General features: G+C 49.0%; 22 protein-coding genes and 1 tRNA gene. 6 read left to right on the forward strand and 17 right to left on the reverse strand.

The window, feature by feature from the left end; all coding sequences use genetic code 11:
• Nucleotides 1-51 precede the first annotated feature (51 nt).
• Both mdoH and mdoG read right to left on the reverse strand, forming a co-directional pair.
• Entirely contained in the window at nt 52-2,595 is a 2,544-nt protein-coding gene (mdoH, locus tag C3D30_RS16430) for a glucans biosynthesis glucosyltransferase MdoH (protein ID WP_010351277.1), read from the reverse strand.
• Nucleotides 2,588-4,123 (reverse strand): glucans biosynthesis protein MdoG, encoded by a 1,536-nt coding sequence (mdoG, locus tag C3D30_RS16435; RefSeq protein WP_077629266.1) that lies wholly within the window; start codon nt 4,121-4,123, stop codon nt 2,588-2,590. The genes mdoH and mdoG overlap by 8 nt, the downstream gene beginning before the upstream one ends.
• A gap of 392 nt (nt 4,124-4,515) precedes the next feature.
• On the opposite strand from mdoG, the gene mdoC reads away from it, so the two are divergent.
• On the forward strand, nt 4,516-5,673 hold the full coding sequence (mdoC, locus tag C3D30_RS16445; RefSeq protein WP_001070366.1) for a glucans biosynthesis protein MdoC: 1,158 nt from the start codon (nt 4,516-4,518) through the stop codon (nt 5,671-5,673).
• Nucleotides 5,674-5,680: 7 nt separating this feature from the next.
• Here mdoC and clsC read toward each other — a convergent pair whose 3' ends face one another.
• The 6 genes from clsC to csgB all read right to left on the reverse strand — a co-directional run bounded on the left by clsC (nt 5,681) and on the right by csgB (nt 9,499).
• Nucleotides 5,681-7,162, reverse strand: coding sequence for a cardiolipin synthase ClsC (gene clsC / locus C3D30_RS16450; RefSeq protein ID WP_016231663.1), 1,482 nt, complete (start codon nt 7,160-7,162; stop codon nt 5,681-5,683).
• Nucleotides 7,104-7,637, reverse strand: a complete 534-nt coding sequence (gene ymdB / locus C3D30_RS16455; protein WP_000842234.1) for an O-acetyl-ADP-ribose deacetylase — start codon at nt 7,635-7,637, stop codon at nt 7,104-7,106. Before ymdB ends, clsC begins: the two co-directional genes overlap by 59 nt.
• A 94-nt stretch (nt 7,638-7,731) precedes the next feature.
• Nucleotides 7,732-8,037: a YmdA family protein gene (locus C3D30_RS16460; protein WP_000489600.1), complete on the reverse strand. Its 306-nt coding sequence runs from the start codon at nt 8,035-8,037 to the stop codon at nt 7,732-7,734.
• Between the two features lie 116 nt (nt 8,038-8,153).
• Entirely contained in the window at nt 8,154-8,486 is a 333-nt protein-coding gene (gene csgC / locus C3D30_RS16465; RefSeq protein ID WP_000992819.1) for a curli assembly chaperone CsgC, read from the reverse strand.
• Between the two features lie 58 nt (nt 8,487-8,544).
• Nucleotides 8,545-9,003: a curli major subunit CsgA gene (gene csgA / locus C3D30_RS16470; RefSeq protein WP_000771421.1), complete on the reverse strand. Its 459-nt coding sequence runs from the start codon at nt 9,001-9,003 to the stop codon at nt 8,545-8,547.
• Between the two features lie 40 nt (nt 9,004-9,043).
• Nucleotides 9,044-9,499 (reverse strand): curli minor subunit CsgB, encoded by a 456-nt coding sequence (gene csgB, locus C3D30_RS16475; protein WP_010345644.1) that lies wholly within the window; start codon nt 9,497-9,499, stop codon nt 9,044-9,046.
• Between the two features lie 756 nt (nt 9,500-10,255).
• Between csgB and csgD the strand changes: the two genes are divergently transcribed.
• The 4 genes from csgD to csgG are packed head-to-tail and all read left to right on the forward strand — an operon-like array spanning nt 10,256 to nt 12,601.
• A complete protein-coding gene (gene csgD / locus C3D30_RS16485) occupies nt 10,256-10,906 on the forward strand; it encodes a biofilm master transcriptional regulator CsgD (protein ID WP_000481491.1) in 651 nt (216 codons plus the stop codon).
• Nucleotides 10,907-10,910: 4 nt separating this feature from the next.
• Entirely contained in the window at nt 10,911-11,300 is a 390-nt protein-coding gene (gene csgE, locus C3D30_RS16490) for a curli production assembly/transport protein CsgE (RefSeq protein WP_000833234.1), read from the forward strand.
• A gap of 24 nt (nt 11,301-11,324) precedes the next feature.
• The gene (gene csgF / locus C3D30_RS16495) at nt 11,325-11,741 is read left to right on the forward strand and encodes a curli production assembly/transport protein CsgF (RefSeq protein WP_001264079.1); all 417 of its coding nucleotides are present in this window, start codon (nt 11,325-11,327) and stop codon (nt 11,739-11,741) included.
• Nucleotides 11,742-11,767: 26 nt separating this feature from the next.
• Nucleotides 11,768-12,601, forward strand: a complete 834-nt coding sequence (gene csgG, locus C3D30_RS16500; RefSeq protein WP_001189336.1) for a curli production assembly/transport protein CsgG — start codon at nt 11,768-11,770, stop codon at nt 12,599-12,601.
• Between the two features lie 62 nt (nt 12,602-12,663).
• On the opposite strand, the gene C3D30_RS16505 is transcribed toward csgG, so the two are convergent.
• The 4 genes from C3D30_RS16505 to ghrA form a co-directional block, all read right to left on the reverse strand.
• Nucleotides 12,664-13,155 (reverse strand): DUF1097 domain-containing protein, encoded by a 492-nt coding sequence (locus tag C3D30_RS16505; RefSeq protein ID WP_105287168.1) that lies wholly within the window; start codon nt 13,153-13,155, stop codon nt 12,664-12,666.
• A 101-nt stretch (nt 13,156-13,256) separates the two neighbouring features.
• The gene (ycdY, locus tag C3D30_RS16510) at nt 13,257-13,811 is read right to left on the reverse strand and encodes a molecular chaperone YcdY (protein WP_001001895.1); all 555 of its coding nucleotides are present in this window, start codon (nt 13,809-13,811) and stop codon (nt 13,257-13,259) included.
• A 23-nt stretch (nt 13,812-13,834) separates the two neighbouring features.
• Nucleotides 13,835-14,572, reverse strand: a complete 738-nt coding sequence (locus C3D30_RS16515) for a phosphatase (RefSeq protein WP_000283652.1) — start codon at nt 14,570-14,572, stop codon at nt 13,835-13,837.
• Between the two features lie 54 nt (nt 14,573-14,626).
• Complete coding sequence (gene ghrA, locus C3D30_RS16520; RefSeq protein ID WP_000351341.1) at nt 14,627-15,565, reverse strand: glyoxylate/hydroxypyruvate reductase GhrA; 939 nt, start codon at nt 15,563-15,565, stop codon at nt 14,627-14,629.
• 233 nt (nt 15,566-15,798) lie between these two features.
• Between ghrA and C3D30_RS16525 the strand changes: the two genes are divergently transcribed.
• Nucleotides 15,799-15,886: transfer RNA gene (locus C3D30_RS16525), tRNA-Ser, on the forward strand.
• A gap of 284 nt (nt 15,887-16,170) precedes the next feature.
• On the opposite strand, the gene phoH is transcribed toward C3D30_RS16525, so the two are convergent.
• From phoH to putP, 5 genes are all read right to left on the reverse strand, one after another.
• The gene (phoH, locus tag C3D30_RS16530) at nt 16,171-16,959 is read right to left on the reverse strand and encodes a phosphate starvation-inducible protein PhoH (RefSeq protein ID WP_000533536.1); all 789 of its coding nucleotides are present in this window, start codon (nt 16,957-16,959) and stop codon (nt 16,171-16,173) included.
• Between the two features lie 741 nt (nt 16,960-17,700).
• Nucleotides 17,701-18,972 (reverse strand): iron uptake transporter deferrochelatase/peroxidase subunit, encoded by a 1,272-nt coding sequence (efeB, locus tag C3D30_RS16540; RefSeq protein ID WP_105287138.1) that lies wholly within the window; start codon nt 18,970-18,972, stop codon nt 17,701-17,703.
• A 5-nt stretch (nt 18,973-18,977) separates the two neighbouring features.
• Nucleotides 18,978-20,105: an iron uptake system protein EfeO gene (efeO, locus tag C3D30_RS16545; protein WP_105287139.1), complete on the reverse strand. Its 1,128-nt coding sequence runs from the start codon at nt 20,103-20,105 to the stop codon at nt 18,978-18,980.
• 57 nt (nt 20,106-20,162) lie between these two features.
• Nucleotides 20,163-20,978: an iron uptake transporter permease EfeU gene (efeU, locus tag C3D30_RS16550; protein WP_105287140.1), complete on the reverse strand. Its 816-nt coding sequence runs from the start codon at nt 20,976-20,978 to the stop codon at nt 20,163-20,165.
• Between the two features lie 219 nt (nt 20,979-21,197).
• Nucleotides 21,198-22,706 carry a sodium/proline symporter PutP gene (putP, locus tag C3D30_RS16555; RefSeq protein WP_001018481.1) on the reverse strand — a complete coding sequence of 503 codons (1,509 nt, stop codon included), beginning with the start codon at nt 22,704-22,706 and terminating at the stop codon, nt 21,198-21,200.
• Nucleotides 22,707-23,089: the final 383 nt, after the last annotated feature.

The following is a 23,089-nucleotide window of genomic DNA, read 5'->3' on the forward strand; positions in this document are numbered from 1 at the left end:
ATCCGGCCTACGAAGCCTTGCAAATTCAATATATTGCAGGCATCTACGCTTTTATTGCGAAGCCGTATCCGGTTTACGCAATGCCAGTGGATTCAACTTTATCCCTTCGTAGTAACTCACCCATGAAGAATATCTCTCCGGGGAATTCCAGACGCGGAAATGCAAACGAGCCATCGTCACCGGATCGCTTAGCAGCACCAGACGACGATCGCGATTCAGCTTCTCTGGCGTCTCGTTCAGCGCCTGTTCAACGTGGCGGTCACGGGCGATTTCCAGCACCTTACTGGCGCGGTGACGCGCGGTGGCCATTGCCGTTGCCAGAGCGTTAAACGACGGATTAAACACTGCATGCATAAAGCCATCGTCGAGAGAACGTTGACGGTTCATCTCAAGGAAACGATCGGTATCGATCAGTACCTGAGGCGGTGAATACTCTTCCGGGATCAGGAACAGTTTCCAGCGTTTCGTGCGCAGCCCAACGGTTGTACGGCTGGAGATCACCGAAACAAACGGTGACAGAATCAGCGAGAAGACAATCGGTGCCAGCCAGAACAGGAAACGCAGATCCAGCCACGCCATACCGACCGCCCACACTAACCCCAGCAGCAACTGTGAGCCGTGGCGTTTAAACGCTTCGCCCCAGGAGGTAGAGTCGTCATCACGTTGCGGGGAATTCCACACCACTTCCCAGCCGAGGAAGGCGCTAACCACGAATACCGTATGGAACAGCATACGCACCGGCGCCAACAACACGGAGAACAGCACTTCTAACAGCAGCGATAACGTAACTCGCCAGAAGCCGCCATACTCTTTAGTTCCTTTGCACCAGATAAGCAAAATACTCAACAACTTCGGCAGGAACAGCAGCACCATCGTCGAGGCAAACAGCGCAATCGCCAGTTCAGGACGCCACTGTGGCCAGACCGGGAATAACTGCCGTGGTTGCAGGAAGTATTGCGGTTCGGTCAGTGCGTGTACAACCTGCAATGCGGTAGAGAGCGCGAGGAACATAAACCACAGCGGTGCGGAAAGATAAGACATCACGCCCGTCAGGAACACCGCACGGTGAACCGGGTGCATCCCTTTAACCAGGAACAAACGGAAGTTCATCAGGTTACCATGGCACCAGCGGCGGTCACGTTTTAACTCGTCAAGCAGGTTAGGCGGCAGCTCTTCATAAGAGCCAGGGAGATCGTAAGCAATCCATACCCCCCAGCCTGCACGGCGCATCAGTGCGGCTTCCACGAAGTCGTGCGAAAGAATTGAACCCGCAAATGATCCTTCGCCAGGCAGCGGCGCCAGCGCACAGTGCTCGATAAACGGTTTCACGCGGATAATCGCGTTATGCCCCCAGTAGTGTGACTCGCCGAGCTGCCAGAAATGCAAACCAGCAGTGAACAATGGCCCATAGACACGGGTCGCAAACTGTTGGCAACGTGCATACAGCGTATCCATACCAGACGCTTTCGGCGACGACTGGATAATCCCGGCGTTCGGGTTGGCTTCCATCAGGCGCACCAGACCGCACAAACAATCACCGGTCATCACCGAGTCCGCATCCAACACCACCATGTAGCTGTACTGGCTACCCCAGCGACGGCAGAAATCGTCAATGTTACCGCTTTTACGCTTCACGCGACGGCGACGGCGGCGATAGAAAATCTGGCCCTCACCCTGCACTTCGGCGATCAGCTCCATCCAGGCTTTTTGTTCTGCCACGCAGATGTCCGGGTTGTAGCTGTCACTCAGGATATAAACATCAAAATGTTTGGCATTACCGGTCGCTTTCACTGATTCCCACGTTGCACGCAGACCTGCAAAAACGCGATTCACGTCTTCGTTACAGATAGGCATGATCAATGCTGTGCGATGCTCCGGATTTAACGGTTCATCGCCAACGGTTGAAGCGGAAATACTGTATTTATCGCGACCAATAAGCAGTTGCAGGAAGCCCATCAACGCCGTCCAGAAACCAGCAGACACCCAGCAGAAAAGAACAGCGAAGAGGATCAGAATACCGGTTTGCAGCATGTAAGGCAGAAGCTGCATAAAGGAAACCCACAGATCCTGATCGACCATATCAACTGGATTAATCAGCGCCCACCCCTGATAAGGCAGGATGGTCTTCATATACCAGGTAGCGACGACGGTTTGCGCCAGAGTGAGGAGAAGCAGGATGTAACGACGGATGGTGCCGACGGTACGCCACTTTTGCTCGCTCTCCTGCTCTTCTTTGGTCAACCGCGCCAGATAGCGCGGCGTTACATCGCGCCCACGCAGACGATCCCAGAAACGCCCAACCGGGTTAGTACGCCACGGATCGGGGAACATAGAAGAACGTTTTGCTTTCGGCATTGCCTTAAGCTGATCGCGCCCTTCGTCGTCTTGAATTAACTGTCCATCAGCGAGTGAATCTGGCCAGGCTTGTTCCAGACGTGCTTTTACCGACCCTTGCGGGGAGTCATCCTCTCGCGCATAGGTTCGGTGTTCAGCATCCAGCGCCTGATGAACGGCGCGGATATCAGTCTTCGGCAATGCCGCTTTCTCACTTGCGGAGATGGGCATTGCGTCAATGTACTCGGTTGTCTTATTCATTGGCAGGTAACTGGTAGCTCCAGGTTTCACTCAACGTTTGATCGGCATTCACCAGGGCAGCACGCATTTCAGTGGTTTTCTTGGCATCTTTCACTTTCACGCGCATTACCAGACGCCAGCCTTTGGTGACCGGGTTATAACGCACCGTGCTTTCAACAATCTCACCATTATCGCCAATGCTGGTTTGTGCTGTGACCGGGGTATCCTCTGGCAGTTTTTTCATCTCTGCGCCGGTAAAATCGACCACAAAGGCGATAGTGCCGTCAGGCTGGCGAATCAGGTTCGACTGTTTCACATCCCCCGTTGAACGACGCGTCTGCTGCACCCAGGCGTTATCAGGCGCGTGAAGTTTGTCTTCATCACGGCTGAAAGTAATGGTGTATTTAAAGTTCATCTCTTTACCTGGTTCCGGTAACTGATCCGGCGTCCAGTAAGCGACGATGTTATCGTTGGTTTCATCGTTGGTTGGAATTTCCACCAGCTCAACGCTGCCTTTGCCCCACTCCCCTTTCGGTGTCACCCACGCGCTTGGACGAAGATCGTAACGATCGTCGAGATCTTCAAAGCGGGAGAAATCGCGGCCACGCTGCAACAGGCCGAAGCCTTGCGGGTTTTCCATCGAGAAGCTGCTGATCGCCAGATGTTTCGGGTTGTTTAGCGGACGCCAGATCCACTCACCGTTACCAGCATGGATAGACAGACCGTTGGAGTCGTGCAATTCCGGACGATAATTATTCGCCGGAGATGGCTGGTTCGGCCCAAACAGGAACATACTGGTTAACGGTGCAACCCCCAGTTTGCCGACTTTATCGCGCAGGTAGATTTTCGATTGCACATCAACAACCGTGTCACGTCCCGGCATAACAACAAACTTATAAGCGCCTGTCGCACGCGGCGAATCAAGCAACGCATAAATCGTTAAACGCTTGTCGGTCGGTTTTGGACGCTCGATCCAGAACTCCTTAAAGCGTGGGAATTCTTCACCTGATGGCAACGCGGTATCAATTGCCAGGCCTCGGGCAGAAAGACCGTAAACCTGACCTGCGCCAATCACGCGAAAATAGCTGGCCCCGAGCATACTGACGATTTCATCATTTTTATCTTTGCTGTTGATCGGGTAAAGCACTTTAAAACCGGCGAAACCGAGGTCTTTTACCGTGTCTTTGTCATGCTGAACTTCGCCGAAAGTGAAATAATCCGGGCTGTATTTGATTCTTTTTACTGCCGTTGCAGTGACTTCATTTATTTTGACCGGTGTGTCGAAGTACATACCCTGATGGTAGAACTCGAGCTTGAATGGGGTCTTCAGATTGTTCCAGTATGCTTTGTCATGATTAAACTGGATCTGTTGATAGTCCGCGTATTTCATGTCGCGGAAAACGGAGGGCAAGTTACTTTTAGGCGCCTCATAGCCTTTCCCGGCTAAGGATTGAGCTTGCTTTGCGACATCGTCAATGCTGAAGGCCCAGCTTGATGATGTATACAGGGTTAACATTACTGCAGCACTCAACCAACGCATTTTCATCATTTGTAGTTTATGTTTCATAATAAGTAAGCACTTCCCCCTTTGTGTGCTTATATCGATCCGATCTATTTTAATGGATAACCAGCCATTCCGACAACAGAATCCCGGTATTATTCAGCGTGCCGGTTCATGGATTAAGCACCTGATTGCAACCGTTTTCACTTTCCGTGCTTCTCCTAAAGACAGAAGGAGCGAGTTCGTGTAGGGTTTGCCGGCAAATTTATTTATCAACCGTCTTACAGGCGCTTCCATTTTGGTTAGTGATTGCGGCTATGCCGCGCAAAAACACATTTGAAGCCTGCACCTCATGCAGCAGGTCAGTGTCGTTACGGCAAAAGCCTAAAGGCATTACCCGGCGGGGATAAGACGAAAAATCCGAGATTAGTTAACCATATATGAATCCAGTACCCGCGCAGCGTGAATATTTCCTCGACTCCATCCGCGCATGGTTGATGTTGTTAGGGATCCCTTTTCATATTTCTTTAATCTATTCAAGCCACACCTGGCATGTGAATAGCGCAGAACCGTCATGGTGGCTGACGCTTTTTAACGATTTCATCCACGCCTTCCGTATGCAGGTATTTTTCGTTATTTCCGGATATTTTTCCTACATGCTGTTTTTGCGCTACCCGTTGAAAAAATGGTGGAAAGTGCGCGTTGAACGCGTAGGAATCCCGATGTTAACGGCTATTCCCCTGCTCACCTTGCCGCAATTCATTATGCTGCAATATGTCAAAGGCAAAGCGGAAAGCTGGCCTGGGCTATCATTGTATGACAAATATAATACGCTGGCCTGGGAGTTAATTTCGCACCTGTGGTTTTTACTGGTGTTGGTCGTTATGACGACACTTTGCGTATGGATATTTAAACGAATAAGAAATAATTTAGAAAATTCAGATAAAACGAATAAAAATTTCTCGATGGTTAAGCTATCGATACTATTTTTCTGTCTGGGAATTGGCTATGCAGCAATAAGAAGAACGTTATTTATCGTTTATCCACCCATATTAAGCGATGGCATGTTCAATTTTATTTTCATGCAGACGCTGTTTTATATGCCGTTCTTTATTCTCGGTGCGCTGGCTTTCATTTTCCCTAATCTTAAGGCCTTGTTTACCACACCGTCTCGTGGATGCACTCTCGCAGCAGCACTGGCATTTGTTGCTTATTTGCTCAATCAACGCTACGGCAGCGGCGATGCCTGGATGTATGAAACCGAGTCAGTGATCACGATGGTGCTCGGCCTGTGGATGGTGAATGTGGTCTTCTCCTTCGGCCACCGTTTGCTTAATTTTCAGTCGGCGCGGGTAACCTATTTTGTAAACGCATCGCTATTTATTTATCTGGTTCATCACCCATTAACGCTCTTTTTCGGTGCTTACATCACTCCGCACATCACATCAAATCTGCTGGGTTTCCTCTGCGGTCTGATATTTGTGGTAGGGATTGCGATAATTCTGTACGAAATTCATTTACGCATTCCGTTGTTGAAGTTTTTGTTCTCCGGCAAACCGATCGTAAAACGCGAGAATGACAAAGCGCCAGCTCGCTAAACCATACTTACAATAACCATTCAACGGGCAATATTGACGCTAATCTGACCATAACCCGCTTCCAGAAACTGGTGGCGGGTTCTTTTTTGAGGATAATTTCCTCCTTCCCATGGCGATCGACCCAGTTGATTCGTCCCCACCGATCCAGACGGAGCTGCCAGGCCGCATCATACTGGCTCTGAATAAAGCGTTTATCGATTAATTGTGCCAGCGTTTCGCTCTCTATCACGAAGCCCATTTCAGTATTGAGTAATGTTGAACGCGGATCGAAATTGAATGAGCCAATAAACACTATTTTGCCATCGACACTGAATGTCTTGGCATGAAGGCTTGCGCCGGAATTACCGGTTATACCGCGATCGTGCAACGTGCCGCTCTGTTCCCGCGTCGGCTTCAGTTCATACAATTCCACGCCATAGCGGAGTAACTTTTTGCGCCAGCGGGCATACCCGGCATGAACGACAGCGACATCGTTAGCGGCAAGTGAATTGGTTAAGATGGCTATCCTGACTCCTTTTCTCACCATTCGTAAAAGCTGCGCCACTCCCGCGCGCGTTGGCACAAAATAGGAAGAGATAATATCAATACGTTCGCTGGGTGAGCCCATGATATCGAACAGGCGCTGCGGTAACAGGGAATGCCGTTTTGCTTTGCCCTCCCCTTTTGCCGGATCATCACTTAATAAACGCGTTCTTGCCCAGATAAGCGGCAACGTTCCGTCAACCAGTTGATTTATAAATGGACTTAACTCCATTTGGCGCAAATAGCGATGTGTCTCAGTGTCGTTGTACCAGGACGCAGGTAGCTCAATACGGTCAGCCATTTCGCCGTCGGGAACATCCAGCACCTGCTGCAACGGTGAAACTGATTTGCAATACCAATAGCGGGCAAAATCATCGGCAACGTCCTCAACAACCGGCCCTATTGCCAGGACATCTAAATCTGAAAAAAGTGGCTCTTCTCCCGCGCCGAAATAGGCATCGCCAACGTTGCGCCCGCCCACCAGCGTCACCACACCATCAATGGTAAAACTTTTATTGTGCATACGACGATTGAGGCGGGAAAAATCGGTGATATAACCAAGCGGACGTAACAGGCGGAAAGAGAAAGGATTAAAAAGTCGAACTTCAATACGCGGGTGACTATCGAGCAAGCGTAAAATATCATCAAGACCGGGAGTATTATTGTCATCCAGCAACAAACGGACGCGAACGCCACGCTTCGCTGCGGCTAACAGAGCCGAAAATAGCAATCGCCCCGACATATCGTCCTGCCAGATGTAATACTGAACATCCAGAGTATGCTCCGCCATTTCTGCCAGACGATATCGTGCAGCGAACGCATCCAGACTTTTATCCAGGGGGAAAATGCCGCACTGCCCAGGATGTTGCGAGCACAGCGGCAGCACCGCGCTCGCCAGCCGGGGCAAATCATTCATCTCCTTGTTGGGTAAGGAGTCTTTCGTAGAGATGGGCATTTTCTGCATCATAACAGACAAAGTATACCTGCTCAGGCAAAGCGTGACGGGTAATAAATTCTGAAACGGTTTTTACTGCGATTTCAGCCGCTGCAGCACGCGGGTAGCCATAAACGCCGGTACTGATGGCAGGAAAAGCCACTGTCGCATAGCCGTTTGCCGCTACCAGTCGTAGACTATTGAGATAGGCATCCTGCAATAACTGGTCTTCGTTTTGTTCGCCACCGCGCCAGACAGGCCCAACGGTATGCACAACAGCTTTGGCAGGGAGATCGCCCGCAAGAGTAATCACTGCATGTCCTGTGGGGCAATCGCCCTGTTGCTGGCGAACTTTCAAACAGGCATCCAGCAACGCCGGGCCGGCTGCGCGATGAATAGCGCCATCAACGCCGCCGCCCCCCATTAGTGACGGATTAGCCGCATTAACAATAACATCAACGGCTAGTTTAGTAATATCACCCTGCACAACATGAATACGCGATTTCATAACGCCTCCTTACACCCTCTTGTTTCTTAAGTGTACAGCAGTGTTTTTAGGTAAATCGCATTTTTCTTGTCAGTAGCGTGAGTAGTTCAGAAACTTAGTTATATTCGATGTTCATCACAGCCAGCTTTTTCTGCTCATCAAGATACTGCACTTTTACTGAGGCAATTTGCGCATTTTTAACTTTGCCACTCATTAGCTCTTTGCTGGAATACGTTTTGCTCTGTACTGGACCATTTTGCATACAAGTCATTTCAACTGGCGTTTGCATCACGTCACACGCGGGTTCCACAATTTGACCATAAAAATGAATCACGCCACCTTGCGCATTGTTTTCCGCTGTTGCAAAGAAAGGAAAAACCAGGCTGCCGAGCATAAGGGAGTTTAACAACGGTCTGAACATCTATTCTGTTTCCTCAATGATTAATCATCCTTGAGGGGGTTATCCATGCTTTCAGGTTGGTCGATTCGCATCAGACCGTTCTCTTCCGGCTCGTTTTATGCTCAACTATCAATACATTAAGACTTTCCTGAAGAGGGCGGCCATTGTTGTGATAAATGAAGTGACTGTCCATCAGAAACCGTAACAACTATTTTCACCCGATCGTCCGGGGAAATATTTAAACTCAACTTCGTCAAGGCAATGGGTTGATTAGCGGGTAATGAAAGGGTCTTTTCTTGCTTCGTCTGACTTTGTCCCGAACTGCCTTCGCGTAGTGACAATATCTGAACCCGGCACAAGCATGATTGCGTCAGAGTAACTTCAGGAATAATGGTGTACATGTCACCTTGCTGAGTTGTATTAAAGGTTATCTGGCTGGAAAGCGCCGCGAGAAGTAATAACGCGTTCATACTATTCTCCCGAAAAAAAACAGGGCTTACGCCCTGTTTCTGTCATACAAATTCTGTATTAGTACTGATGAGCGGTCGCGTTGTTACCAAAGCCAACCTGAGTTACGTTGACGCTGGAGTTAGATGCAGTCTGGTCAACTGCTGCACCGTTGCCACCACCGAACTGTTTAACAGTCATTTCAGAGTTTTTACCGTTCCACTGATCAAGAGTGGCGCTGTTACCGAAGCCACGCTGGGTCAGTTCAATTGAGCTGTCATCAGAACCTTGTCCAACGTCTGCACCGTTACCGCCGCCGTGCTGGGTAATAGTCAGATCAGAGTTGCGGGCATCAGCCTGCAATGCAACAGCAGAGTTACCGCCACCGTACTGGTAAATATTCAGCTCTGAATTCGGGCCGCTGTTATTGCCACCACCACCGTGGTTACCGCCGCCACCGCCGTACTGAGGAATAGAACCTGCCAGAGCGCTACCGGAGAATACGATTGCTGCAATTGCTGCTACTTTTAAAAGTTTCATGTAAAACCCCCATCGGATTGATTTAAAAGTCGAATGGAAATTAACGTTGTGTCACGCGAATAGCCATTTGCGACTGTCTCTGCACTACAATTGCCGTTTTTTGAGTACCATGCTGCGTAATATTTGCTTTATTACCAGAACCTTTCTGGATAATCATTGCAGTATTACCATATGCGCCTTGCGAAATACTGGCATCGTTGGCATTGCCCGCCTGATCAATATATGCAAGGTTATAATCTCCTGTCTGGTCAATCTTTGCCCGGTTGCTATTACCTTCTTGCGAAACAACCGACAAAAGTTTTGAGCCTCCCTGCCGTAACTGTGCACTATTATTAGTACCAGCTTGACCAACTATGGCTGCCTGATTAAATGAAGACTTACTCAATTCATTTACCGCTAAGTTATATTCTGAATTAGCTAAATCATAACCTGCTGCGGCTGCAATCCCAGGCGCACCCAGTATTGTTAACATCACAAATAACAATTTGTTTTTCATGTTGTCACCCTGGACCTGGTCGTACATTTAAGAAATTAAATCATTTCAACTTGGTTGTTAACGCAAACCGTTTTTTGTTAACGCTGCGTTACGATGGAAAGTATGTCTGCGGAAATATTTTTAATAACTCACCCGCGCGTTGTATTTTGCTTTTTTTGTTCATACCAAAGTATTAAAACTCCCGCAAATACGCTGTTATTTACGCAAAAATTATTTTGTTTTCTTTTAAAGTACCGTTTTTTGACAGCAAAAAATCAACAGTCAGCCTTCCTTCATGGTTCGCGAAGATTACGTCGATATGTCTGTTTGACAAGCCGTGACAAACATCGTCTTTTTACGGCAAAAATTTGTCCAAGGGCAACATCAGCGAAAGTAAGAAATTTTCACACGACAAAAGAACTATGTGGAAATAATTTTTATATGCATAATTATAGACTTAGCTTCATTTGTATGACTTTTTAAAATTGTGCAATAAAAGCAATATGTACAACTTTTCTATCAACTCTAAACTCCATAACCACACCTTGTTAACATTTTAAAATTCCAGATTACATTTTGTTACACGTTTAACACTTGATTTAAGATTTGTAATGGCTAGATTGAAATCAGATGTAATCCATTAGTTTTATATTTTACCCATTTAGGGTTGATTTATTACTACACACAGCAGTGCAACATCTGTCAGTACTTCTGGTGCCTCTATTTTATAAAGGCAGCTGTCAGGTGTGCGATTAATAAAAAAAGCGGGGTTTCATCATGTTTAATGAAGTCCATAGTATTCATGGTCATACATTACTGTTGATCACTAAACCTTCTTTGCAGGCGACCGCGTTATTGCAGCATTTAAAACAATCGCTGGCAATCACAGGAAAACTGCATAATATTCAACGTTCTCTGGACGATATATCTTCTGGCTGCATTATTCTGTTGGATATGATGGAAGCAGATAAAAAGCTCATTCATTACTGGCAGGATACATTAAGCAGAAAACACAACAACATTAAAACGCTGTTGTTAAATACTCCAGATGATTACCCGTACCGCGACATTGAAAACTGGCCGCATATCAATGGTGTTTTTTACGCCATGGAGGATCAAGAACGCGTAGTCAATGGGTTGCAAGGCGTCTTACGTGGTGAATGCTACTTTACGCAAAAGCTTGCCAGTTACTTGATTACACATTCCGGTAACTATCGTTATAACAGCACGGAATCAGCCCTCCTTACTCATAGGGAAAAAGAGATCCTTAATAAGCTGCGTATCGGCGCCTCCAATAACGAGATTGCTCGTTCGCTGTTCATCAGCGAAAACACGGTAAAAACGCATCTTTATAATCTTTTCAAAAAGATAGCAGTTAAAAACCGAACACAAGCGGTCTCATGGGCAAACGATAACCTCAGGCGATAAAGCCATGAAACGTTATTTATGCTGGATTGTAGCAGTAGAACTTCTCTTCGCTGCGGGAAATGTTCACGCCGTTGAAGTAGAAGTACCGGGATTGTTAACTGACCATACCGTTTCCTCTATTGGCCATGATTTTTACCGTGCCTTTAGTGATAAATGGGAAAGTGACTACACCGGTAACTTAACAATTAATGAAAGACCCAGTGCACGATGGGGAAGCTGGATCACAATAACGGTGAATCAGGACGTTATTTTCCAGACATTTTTATTCCCATTGAAAAGAGACTTCGAGAAAACTGTTGTCTTTGCACTGATTCAAACTGAAGAAGCACTAAATCGTCGCCAGATAAATCAGGCGTTATTGAGTACGGGCGATTTGGCGCATGATGAATTTTAAATAAAAATTTGTTCGGAGGCTGCAATGCGTGTCAAACATGCAGTAGTTCTACTCATGCTTATTTCACCATTAAGTTGGGCAGGAAATATGACTTTCCAGTTCCGCAATCCAAACTTTGGTGGTAACCCGAATAACGGTGCTTTTTTATTAAATAGTGCCCAGGCGCAGAACTCGTATAAAGATCCGAGCTATGACGATGACTTTGGTATTGAAACGCCATCAGCGTTAGATAACTTTACTCAAGCCATCCAGTCCCAAATTTTAGGTGGGTTGCTGACAAATATTAATACGGGTCAGCCAGGAAGAATGGTGACCAATGAATATATTGTTGATATTGCCAACCGCGATGGTCAATTGCAGTTGAATGTGACGGATCGCAAGACAGGACAAACCTCGACCATCCAGGTTTCGGGTTTACAAAATAACTCAACCGATTTTTAAGCCCCAGCTTCATAAGGAAAATAATCATGCAGCGCTTATTTGTTTTGGTTGCCGTCATGTTGCTGAGCGGATGCTTAACCGCCCCACCTAAAGAAGCCGCCAGACCGACATTAATGCCTCGTGCCCAGAGCTACAAAGATTTGACCCACCTGCCAGCGCCAACAGGTAAGATCTTTGTTTCGGTATACAACATTCAGGACGAAACCGGGCAATTTAAACCCTACCCGGCGAGTAACTTCTCCACTGCTGTTCCGCAAAGCGCCACCGCGATGCTGGTCACGGCATTGAAAGATTCTCGCTGGTTTATACCGCTGGAACGTCAGGGCCTACAAAACCTGCTCAACGAACGCAAGATTATTCGTGCGGCACAGGAAAACGGCACTGTCGCGGTAAACAACCGAATCCCGCTTCAATCGTTGACCGCAGCCAATATCATGGTTGAAGGCTCTATTATTGGTTATGAAAGTAACGTCAAATCGGGCGGTGTTGGGGCGAGATATTTTGGTATTGGTGCAGATACGCAATACCAACTTGATCAGATTGCAGTGAACCTGCGCGTCGTCAATGTAAGTACCGGTGAGATCCTCTCTTCGGTGAACACCAGTAAGACGATCCTTTCGTATGAAGTCCAGGCGGGTGTCTTCCGCTTTATTGACTACCAGCGGTTACTGGAAGGGGAAGTGGGTTATACCTCTAACGAACCGGTTATGCTCTGTCTAATGTCCGCCATCGAAACAGGCGTTATCTTCCTGATTAACGACGGCATCGACCGTGGCTTGTGGGATTTGCAGAATAAATCAGAGCGGCAGAATGACATTCTGGTGAAATACCGTCACTTATCAGTACCACCGGAATCCTGATACATAAAAAAGCCGGAGTTAATTCCGGCCCTTGATGATTCAATATAAAGCGTGAGTGCTCCTCACGCTTTATTTTTGACTTGTTGCTCACGGTGAGCGGACTTAGCACTGCGCGCCGCCAGCCAAAGACCGCTGTTTTTCATTGCGTAACCAAACACCAGCCCAAGCGCCAGCGAAGGTAGCACCAGCTTCCAGTTCCCTTGCCCGGCAAACGTCGCACATGCACCAATAAACGTCCCCGGAACAAACGACAACAACACCTGTTTCGCCTGAATACACATCAGAAAAGCGACAATACCGGTTATGACATAACCGAGAATTTCCAGATGTGGTGCCAGAGAACTGCCGTAAATAATAACCATCGCCCACACCACGCCGCTAAGCAGTGTTGCAGCGGAAATAGCCAGCCCTTTTAGCCCACCTTGCGGACAGGCAAAGTAGGCCGTGCAGCCCAGGAAACCTGCCCAGCTAAGTAAGCCAAGGGAAACAGCCACCCAGCCCCAGATACCGGAGAGAATGCCTGTTGTGATTGCAATAGAGAGAAGTATGTTCATGCCGCGCATAATAGCAGAAAACGCGACTATGAATGAGATCGAGCACACATTTTATGCAACAGCTATATATAGATTGCAGTAATGAGTGATTCCGATCACATTTACTCCTCTGATTCTTCCTCAAGTTCATCCCACATTGCGCTGATTGCATCGCGGGTCAGTGGTGCCATGGTGCGCCAGAACGGTGTAGTCGCATGAGCCTCTACTTTTCCGAGAAATGCGCCGCACCAGGGCAACAAGTACTCGCTAAACAGTGTTTCCAGAGCTTCGCTTTCATCCTCTGTTGACTGATCTTCCAGCCAGGAAGCGGCCAGCAGCAAAGTACCGATGTGATCGGCTGGCGTATCCGCTAACGGCATCCCGCGTTCAGAAAGGAAAGTACGGATTTCCGCTTCTGTGGCTCCCTCAACCCAGGTGCTGCGATAAGGTGAAACTGCGCATTCATCACCGACGAATAATGCATTGTAATCGGCAGAAACTTGCGCCATATCACAGCTTTTCTGCAAACGCGCCAGCAATTCATCCTGTTCCAGCGGCCAGTTCGCCGCCAGTTTCCCTTCACGAATTAAGGTAAACAGCGGAACCAGTAAAGGATCCTGCGGTTGACGGTAATAGAGCGAACCCAGCACACGACACAGGATAGAAAACTCGTTCATTAATTTATTTCCGTTAATAGCAATTAAAGATCAGCAAATTCCGCAATCGGCGCCATACCGCGAGATTCAAGGAAATTCAGCAAACGGCGTGGCGAAACATTCAATATTCTCTCTTCCGGAAAATCCACTGCGTCGAGGATCTTGCGGCATTCTTCAAAATCGCCCATGGTAAAAGCGGTATGAGAATCCGATCCTAACGCGACCCAACCTCCGGCATCGCGCACCGCAGCGGCAACCGCACGGCAGTTATCTTCACTGCCCTTACGCGAATGTAAGAATGAGGAGTTATTGATTTCCAGCGCCACCTGATACTTAGCAGCAGCTTCAGCAACAGCTTTAAAATCAATTGGATATCGTGGATTTCCGGGATGGCTAACCACGTGCACATGCCCACTCGCCATCGCGGCAATCATGGCCTGAGTATTCGTAGCTTCATCATGCGGCGCAAAAACCGGTTCATGAAAACCAGCAATAATCAGATCCAGCGAGTCAAACATTTTGCCGCTGCAATCAATTTCACCATCAATATTTTTGATATTGGCTTCGATGCCACGCAGGATCCCCACCCCATCGACGACTCGCGGCCAGATACGCATATTAATAAAGTGCCAGTGATGCGGTGCATCTTCCATATCAGGGCCATGATCGGTGATCGCAAAAAGTTTAATGCCTTTCTGTTTGGCCTGGGCAATGTAATCACTTAATGTGCTATATGCATGTGTACTGGCAACGGTATGCATATGAAGGTCGACGGGATACATAACTCTCTCCTGTATTCAATTCCCGCCAAGGATAGCAGGAATCCGTATGGTTTATTAGTAGCCTCGTACACGGTCGACTTGTCCGCTGACCGTCTTCCCTTTTTCGAGTTGTGTAATGGCGTGTGCAATGTACTCCACTGCTTCAACGGGTCGGGTAATGGCTGCGACATGTGGTGTTATTGTCACGCGTGGATGTTGCCAGAGCGGGCTTTCCGGCGGTAAAGGTTCACGATTAAAAACATCCAGCATCGCCGCTTTAACTTTACCGCTATCCAGCGCCGCGAGCAGGTCATCTTCCACCACATGAACGCCACGCGCCAGGTTGAGGAGATATGCGCCATCCGGTAATTTTTCTAATAATTGTTGATTAATGATGCCGACGGTTTCAGGCGTATTCGGTAATAAATTAATTAATACACGGCATTGGCTCAAAAATTTGCCTAACTCTTCAGTTCCGGCAAAACTTTGTACGCCGGGCCAGCTTTTATGGCTACGACTCCAGCAACGCAGCGGAAAACGCCAGATCTGCAAGCTCTGTGCGACTTTACTGCCCAATACGCCAGCCCCCAGGATGCCGATAGTAAAATCTTCCCGTTGATACTCAGGCAGAGGTTGCCAAAGCGAAGCATTTTGCTGCGCTCGATAATCGTCAAAACGTCTGAACCAATGGAGCACCTGACTGACAGCATATTCCTGCATTTGCTCGCCCATCCCCGTATCTTCCAGGCGAAAAAGTGGAATAGACGGTTTCAGCATTTCAGGGTACGTCTGTAATTTACTCAAAATCGAATCAACGCCGGCACCCAACGCGAACACGGCCTTAAGATCACGACCTGCCAGCATTTCAACAGGTGGATGCCAGACCAAAGCATAATCCGCAGGATGATTATCACCGGTTTTCCATGCTCTGACTCTGGCCTGAGGAATAGCTTTACCCAGCGCATCAATCCACCAGGCGGTATCGAACACAGGATGATAAAAAATGATATCCATACTGACTCCCGAAAGCGGTTTTGCGGAATTTACCCGCGCTTATCATTATGATCTACAAAGCTCCTCAGCATAACAAATCCACTGCTGGTGGTAAAAAAAGCAAACTTTGCTTATTAAAGTTGCAGATTGATTGAAGTTTGAATAAACGCGCTATTTTTTTAAAAAGTTTGTTGACCTCAGGCCGTGATTTCCCTAAATTAGCGCCCGTTCCAGCAAGACAGGAACGACAATTTGGTGAGGTGTCCGAGTGGCTGAAGGAGCACGCCTGGAAAGTGTGTATACGGCAACGTATCGGGGGTTCGAATCCCCCCCTCACCGCCATCTTTTAAGAAGAGCCCGTACGTAAGTACGGGCTTTTTTTTCGCATATTGCACAACACCGGGGGGATGAGAAACCCCGACCGGGGTTCGTCAACTGGCGACAGCCAGTTGGACAGTCCGCGAACGCAGTGAGTGGGCTGCCCGCAGGGCGAGTGAAGCGAGTCAATCCCCCCCTCACCGCCATATTTTGAGAAGAGCTCGTATGAAAGTGGACTGCACCTTACTCAGCTGAGTGTCCAACTTTTGGGGTGCACTCCACGCCAGGGCTCTGTACCATTAAAAATCTCAACTATAGGCATGTAGCGTACGTTGGCAAAGTGCCGAACGTACGCAATCCTCTTTACCGAATCGGACAATCCCGACCATTTCATCTTCTTCGAAACGTTCCAGCGCGTCACTTAATCCGGAGCGCACACCGCGAGGTAAATCGCACTGTGTAATATCTCCGTTAACAATAACCGTCACGTTTTCCCCGAGGCGGGTTAAAAACATTTTCATTTGCGCGGCAGTCACATTCTGCGCCTCATCAAGGATGACGACTGCATTTTCAAAGGTACGTCCACGCATATAGGCGAACGGCGCGATTTCGACCTTCCCTATCTCCGGTCGCAGGCAGTATTGCATAAAGGAAGCGCCCAACCGCCGAACCAGCACGTCGTAGACCGGACGAAAATAAGGAGCAAACTTTTCTGCGATATCTCCAGGTAAGAAGCCAAGATCTTCATCAGCTTGCAGAACCGGACGGGTGACGATAATTCTGTCGACATCCTTATGTATCAGGGCTTCTGCCGCTTTTGCCGCACTGATCCAGGTTTTACCACACCCGGCTTCGCCCGTGGCGAATATCAGTTGCTTACTCTCAATAGCCTTCAGATAGTGCAATTGCGCTTCATTTCGCGCGAGGATTGGCGAGGTATCGCGACTGTCGCGAGCCATGCCAATGGCTTCTACGCCGCTCATCTGCACAAGCGAGGTGACCGATTCTTCTTCACGCTGTTTATGGCTGCGCGAATCCCGTCTCAGCACACGTTTTGCCTCGCGACGAGCTTTGATCACTGCTTTTTGTCTTCCCATGGAGAGCACCTTGAGTTGTTTGTATTCATCACACGCGCCGTTGGCAGCGCGATTATGCGCACGAACATCAGAGGGTTGGCTTCCTTGTAAGCCATAGTTTGCTTTTGGAGATAACACCGAAAACGGCTACGCGCACCGTTAAAGGCGTCGGTAACACGAATAAAGAAAGGAAGTGGGTAAAAATACAGAGTGACGAGATGACTACCGGAGGAGAACTCTCCGCGAGTGGTGAAGCGTTGCTTAACAAAACATTGTCCAGTACAGGACGTTACCATCCGCGATCTCCATAGTGACTGACTATCACTGCCGGGAACTACCGCTGTTACTTAATAAGTACAACAGTTTTTGCCTTTATTGCAACAATAAATTTACTTATATTTAACCATAAAACACCATTTTAATGACATTAGTTTCTACTGGAAAGATGACAGAGTGATGACAGTGATGGAAAAAGCTGTGTGCTTTCAGCAGGATTCGCGGTGCTGGTAAAATGTGCCTTGCGCTTGCCGGATGCGGCGTAAACGCCTTATCCTGCCTACCGATCCGGCACCGATTGTAGAACTGATAAGATGCGCCAGCATCGCATCAGGCACCAGCGCACGAACGTCGGATGCGGCGTAACGCCTTATCCTGCCTACCGATCCTACACCGATTGTAGGCCTGATGAGATGCGCCAGCATCACATCAGGCATCAGCGCACGAACGTCGGATGCGGCGTAAACGCCTATCCGCCTAAAAACATTAAACCCGCAATAATGCGCTTCCGAGATAATCGTTCGCGTCCTTCACCCCTGGCAACGCAAAGAAATAACCGCCACCGATAGGTTTAACGTATTCCTCCAGCGCCTCGCCGTTCAGCCTTTTTTGTACTGTCAGGAAGCCCTTTTCCAGATCGTGTTGGTAGCAAACGAACAGTAGCCCCATATCCAGTTGCCCGGAGTTGGTGACGCCCAGTGAATAACTGTAGCCACGGCGCAACATCAGGCTGGACTCACTCTCTGGTGTGCGTGGATTCGCCAGCCGGATATGGCTATCCAGTGCTATCACCTTCCCTTCAGGATCGCTGGCGTAATCGGGCACATCATGCTCGTGCTGCATTCCCAGCGGAGCACCGGTTTGCTTATCACGCCCAAAAATCGTCTGCTGTTCTTTCAGTGGCGTTCTGTCCCAAAATTCCACCCGAAACTGAATCAACCGCACCACCTGGTAGCTACCACCGATAGCCCAGGCAGGTTCCTGCTGATCTGCCGTGACCCACACCACTTTTTGCATCAACTTCGCATTATGGCTGTCGGGATTAGCAGTGCCGTCTTTAAAGCCCAGCAAATTAATCGGCGTCTCTTTGCCTTTACTACGCGCCGCATGATCGGAAATAAACCCTTCCCGCTTCCAGCGCACGCTGAGCAAATCCGGCGTGTGTTTAATGATATCGCGCAGCGCGTGGATCACCGTGTCCTGGGTATTGGCGCAAATCTGTAGCAACACATCTCCATGACATAACGCTGCATCAAGCGAGTCGTTGGGGAAACGCGTCATCTTCTGCAACTTTTTCGGCATCTGTGGCGCAAGGCCAAACCGCTCATCAAACAACGAGTGACCAACAGACAACGTGATGGTGAGATTATCAGGCGCAATGTAGCCGCCGAGAATGCCGGAATCGAGTGGCGGCAGGCGCGGATTTGGCGTTTCTGGTGCCGTTCCGCCCTGAGTCAGAAAAGCAAAACGCTGAGTCAACAAGCGAAACAACCGCTCAAGATCGGCTTTATCACTGGCAAGTACATCAAACGCCACCAGCATCATTGCGGCCTGCTGTGGCGTCACAATCCCCGCCTGATGTTCGCCATAAAACGGCTGTTTCTCATTGCGCGCATCCGACGAAAGCGTACCCGGCGCACTTTGCGTTTTTTTTGCATGAGCGACCGGGCAACTCCCCGCCAGCGCCAGCGCGCCAATCCCTTTCAGTAAACGTCGGCGTGACGGTTCATTCACGCCGTTTTCATCTTCATACTGCATAACGCTTAGTCCAGCCCCAGCACACCGCGAAGTTGCGCCAGATCTTCCGCCAGCGCGGTAATCGAGCCTTTTAGTGCATTACGGTCAGCATCGGTCAGCTTGTCGTAAGTTTCAAAACCGTCTTTGGTACGGTATTTCGCCAGAATGGTATCGACCTTTTTGAAGTTGGTATCGACTTTTGCTAACAGTTCCGGGTTAGCTTTTTGCAATTGTGGACGCAGCAGATCGACAATTTTCTGCGAGCCTTCAACGTTGGCCTGGAAGTCCCACAGATCGGTGTGGCTGTAACGATCTTCTTCACCACTGATTTTGCTGGCTGCCACTTCCTCAATCAGTCCGGCTGCGCCGCCGACCACTTTTGAAGGTGGGAAAGCCAGTTCACTGATGCGTTTATGCAAATCGACCACATCGGTATAAAGCTGGTCAGCGTACTGATCCATTCCTTTGGTGGTGTTGTCGCCAAACAAGGCTTTTTCCAGACGGTGGAAACCGGTGAATTTCGGGTCGGCGGCTTTTTGCTCGTAATCATCCTCACGGGCGTCAATGCTGCCATCCAGATCGGAGAACAGTTCAGCGATCGGTTCAATGCGCTCATAGTGCTGGCGCGTCGGCGCATACAGTGCTTTCGCTTTTTCGATATCGCCCGCTTTAATGGCGTCGGTAAAGGCTTTAGTGTCGGTCACCAGCTGCGTGGTTTCCGCCATGACATACGTCTTATATGCGGTAATTGCACCGCCGAGGCTTAACAGTGCATCACTTTGCGCCGCATCCGCCGTCGCCTCGCCTTTGACGATCAACTTCCCTTTCGGGTTAGTCAGCAGACCGCAGGTCATATCGTATTCACCAGGCTGTAAATTCGCCGTCATTTTTTGGCTAAAACCAGGGGCGATATTTTCCCGCTCTTCCACCACCATCACGCCTTTGAGGATCTCCCACTCCAGCGCCTTCTGACTGTGGTTCTGAATGATAAACTGCGTTTTCCCGGCGTTAACCGTAATAGTCATTGGTTCGCACTGCTTATCCGTCACGGTCACTTTGACCTGCGGCACATCAGCGGCATTTGCCATAAAAGCAGAAGAGAACAGCGCAGCCACGCTTAATTGCAGTGCGCTACGGCGGAAGTTAATGGTCATGACGAGACTATCCCTTTAAAGTATGTTGTAACTAAGCAAGAGTTTGCGTCGTATTTGTTACGCGGAGCGAGACGCTGTCGTTCCTGCACGTGGCGGCAGAGCAAACGCCACCAGCGCCGGGATGAGATAAATAAACCAGACGGCGACTTCGCTGACGCTAGGCGCTTCCTGATAACCAAAAATACCTTCCATCAGCGTGCCGAACAGCGAGTGAGTTGAGAGCACCGCGCTCATATCGAAGGCGATTTCCTGAAAGTGGTTCCACAATCCGGCTTCATGAAATGCGCGAATGGCACCTGCTGCCAGCCCTGCGGCGACGAAGAGAATAAACAGGCTGGTCCATTTGAAAAATGCGCCAAGATTGAGGCGAATACCGCCCCAGTAGAGCAGGAAACCAAGCACCACGGCCGTGGCGAGGCCAAGCATTGCACCGAGCGGCGGCCAGATCCCGACATCTTGCTGAAATGCCGCCAGCAGGAAAAAGACCGACTCCAGCCCTTCCCGTGCAACGGCAAAAAAGACCATCATCACCAGCGCCCAGCCGTGATGATTCCCGCGCTGCAATGCGCTATCGACCGCCTGCTCCAGTTGCACTTTGACGTTGCGCGACACCTTGCGCATCCAGAAAACCATCCAGGTGAGGATCACCACGGCGATCACCGCCACGATCCCTTCAAACAGCTCCTGCTCTTTTTGCGGGAATTCGCCGGTGGTTTCATTAATGAAGATACCCAAACCCAGGCACAACGCAGCGGCAAGCAACACGCCAATCCATCGGCCTCGCTGGGTACGCTTAAGATAGCTGGCAATCAAACTGACAATCAGCGCGGCTTCAAGTCCTTCGCGCAACATAATGAGAAACGGAACAAACATGCCACCCACCCTTAAACGTTTTTCTGAGTCAATCTATGCAAAGAAAAGTAAATCGCAGTGATAGCGATTATCATTACGGTGAAGAAAAACACAAGCGGAATGTAGTGATAATGATGAGGAAATGTAAAAATATTTTGAGAGAAAACACAGAGGGCAATCACTGATTGCCCTCTGTCTGCTTCCCATTATGACGTGGAATTTTCGGTAAAACGCCTTCCCTTAACCTTCCTGCAACCGTGACGGCGGCGCCGAATGATAGTGCGCATCTGCTTCGGCAAAGCGTTTTTGCATCGCCGCTGACGGCGCTTTACCCAGCAAACTAAACACCACAATCCCAATGCTGCCGAAGATAAAGCCCGGAATAATTTCGTACAGACCCAGCCAGCCGAACTGTTTCCAGACGATAACCGTCAGCGCACCGATGATCATCCCCGCCAGCGCGCCGTTGCGCGTCATGCGTGACCACATCACCGAGAACAGCACCACCGGACCAAACGCCGCGCCAAAGCCTGCCCACGCGTAGCTCACCAGCCCCAGCACGCGGTTTTCCGGGTTCGCTGCCAACGCAATGGCCACCAGCGCCACCACCAGCACCATAACACGCCCTACCCACACCAGTTCTTTCTGGCTGGCATGTTTACGCAGGAATGCTTTGTACAGATCTTCGGTAATCGCACTGGAGCACACCAGCAGTTGGCAGCTTAAGGTTGACATCACCGCCGCCAGAATCGCCGACAGCAGGATCCCGGCAATCCACGGATTAAACAGAATTTGCGCCAGTTCGATAAACACGCGTTCAGCGTTCTGGTTTACCGCACCTGCTACCGCAGGATGATCATTAAAGTAAGCAATCCCAAAGAAGCCGACAGCCACCGCCCCAGCGAGGCAGAGGATCATCCAGGTCATACTGATACGACGCGCATGGACGATGCTGTGGTGAGAATCCGCCGCCATAAAACGCGCCAGAATATGCGGCTGCCCGAAGTAACCCAGCCCCCAGCCCATCAGCGAGATAATGGCGACAAAATTCAGTCCTTTAAGCATATCAACGTTTTCAATGCTCTTTTGTTTGATCACTTCCAGCGAGTCGCCAAACCCACCAACGCTAATGATTACAATAACCGGCGTCAGGATCAGGGCAAAAATCATCAGGCTGGCCTGTACGGTATCGGTCCAGCTCACCGCGAGGAAGCCGCCAATAAAGGTATAAAGGATGGTCGCCGCTGCACCTGCCCACAGAGCCGTTTCGTAGCTCATGCCAAAGGTGCTTTCAAACAGACGCGCGCCTGCCACAATGCCCGAAGCGCAATAAATGGTGAAGAACAGCAAAATAACCAGCGCGGAGATAATGCGCAAAATACGGCTTTTATCTTCAAAGCGCCCGGTGAAATAATCCGGCAGGGTTAAGGCGTTATTGTTGTATTCGGTATGCACACGCAACCGCCCGGCCACCAGCTTCCAGTTAATCCACGCGCCTAATGTCAGGCCAATAGCGATCCAGCTTTCGGAAATCCCGGAAAGAAACACTGCGCCCGGCAATCCCATTAACAGCCAGCCGCTCATATCCGACGCACCCGCCGATAATGCCGTTACAAACGGCCCAAGGCTGCGACCGCCCAGAATATAGTCGTCAAAGTTTTTAGTTGATCGCCAGGCGATAAACCCAATCAATATCATGCCAAAGATATAGACACAAAATGTCACCAACATCGGTGTGCTAATAGCCATCTAAAGTCTCCAAAAAATTATTATCGGCAATGTCGAAACTTGCCGTTATATCTGCCACCGGAACGGGGTAACAGAGTTTATGTTTACCAGGGCGACCGTATCCTGCCGGAAGCGTTGGTTATTCACAATCGATTTAACACATCATTTACATTAAATTTTAGTGCCCAGCGATACTATTTTTCATCAGGTTGCACTCCCTCACATTTTTTGCGGTTGCACCTTTCAAAAATGTTAACTGCCGCAGAGAAAAAGTCTGCGTTATTTTTTTATTCCCTGTCATATCGATTTCTTTTATTAACATTTCATTCATTTTTAAGCTTGCTACGTAAGTCACATTTAACATGGTTGCACAAAGTTGCAACATAATGGATATTTCACAATAA

This window comes from Escherichia sp. MOD1-EC5433, assembly GCF_002966005.1.
Classification (GTDB): Bacteria; Pseudomonadota; Gammaproteobacteria; order Enterobacterales; family Enterobacteriaceae; genus Escherichia; species Escherichia ruysiae.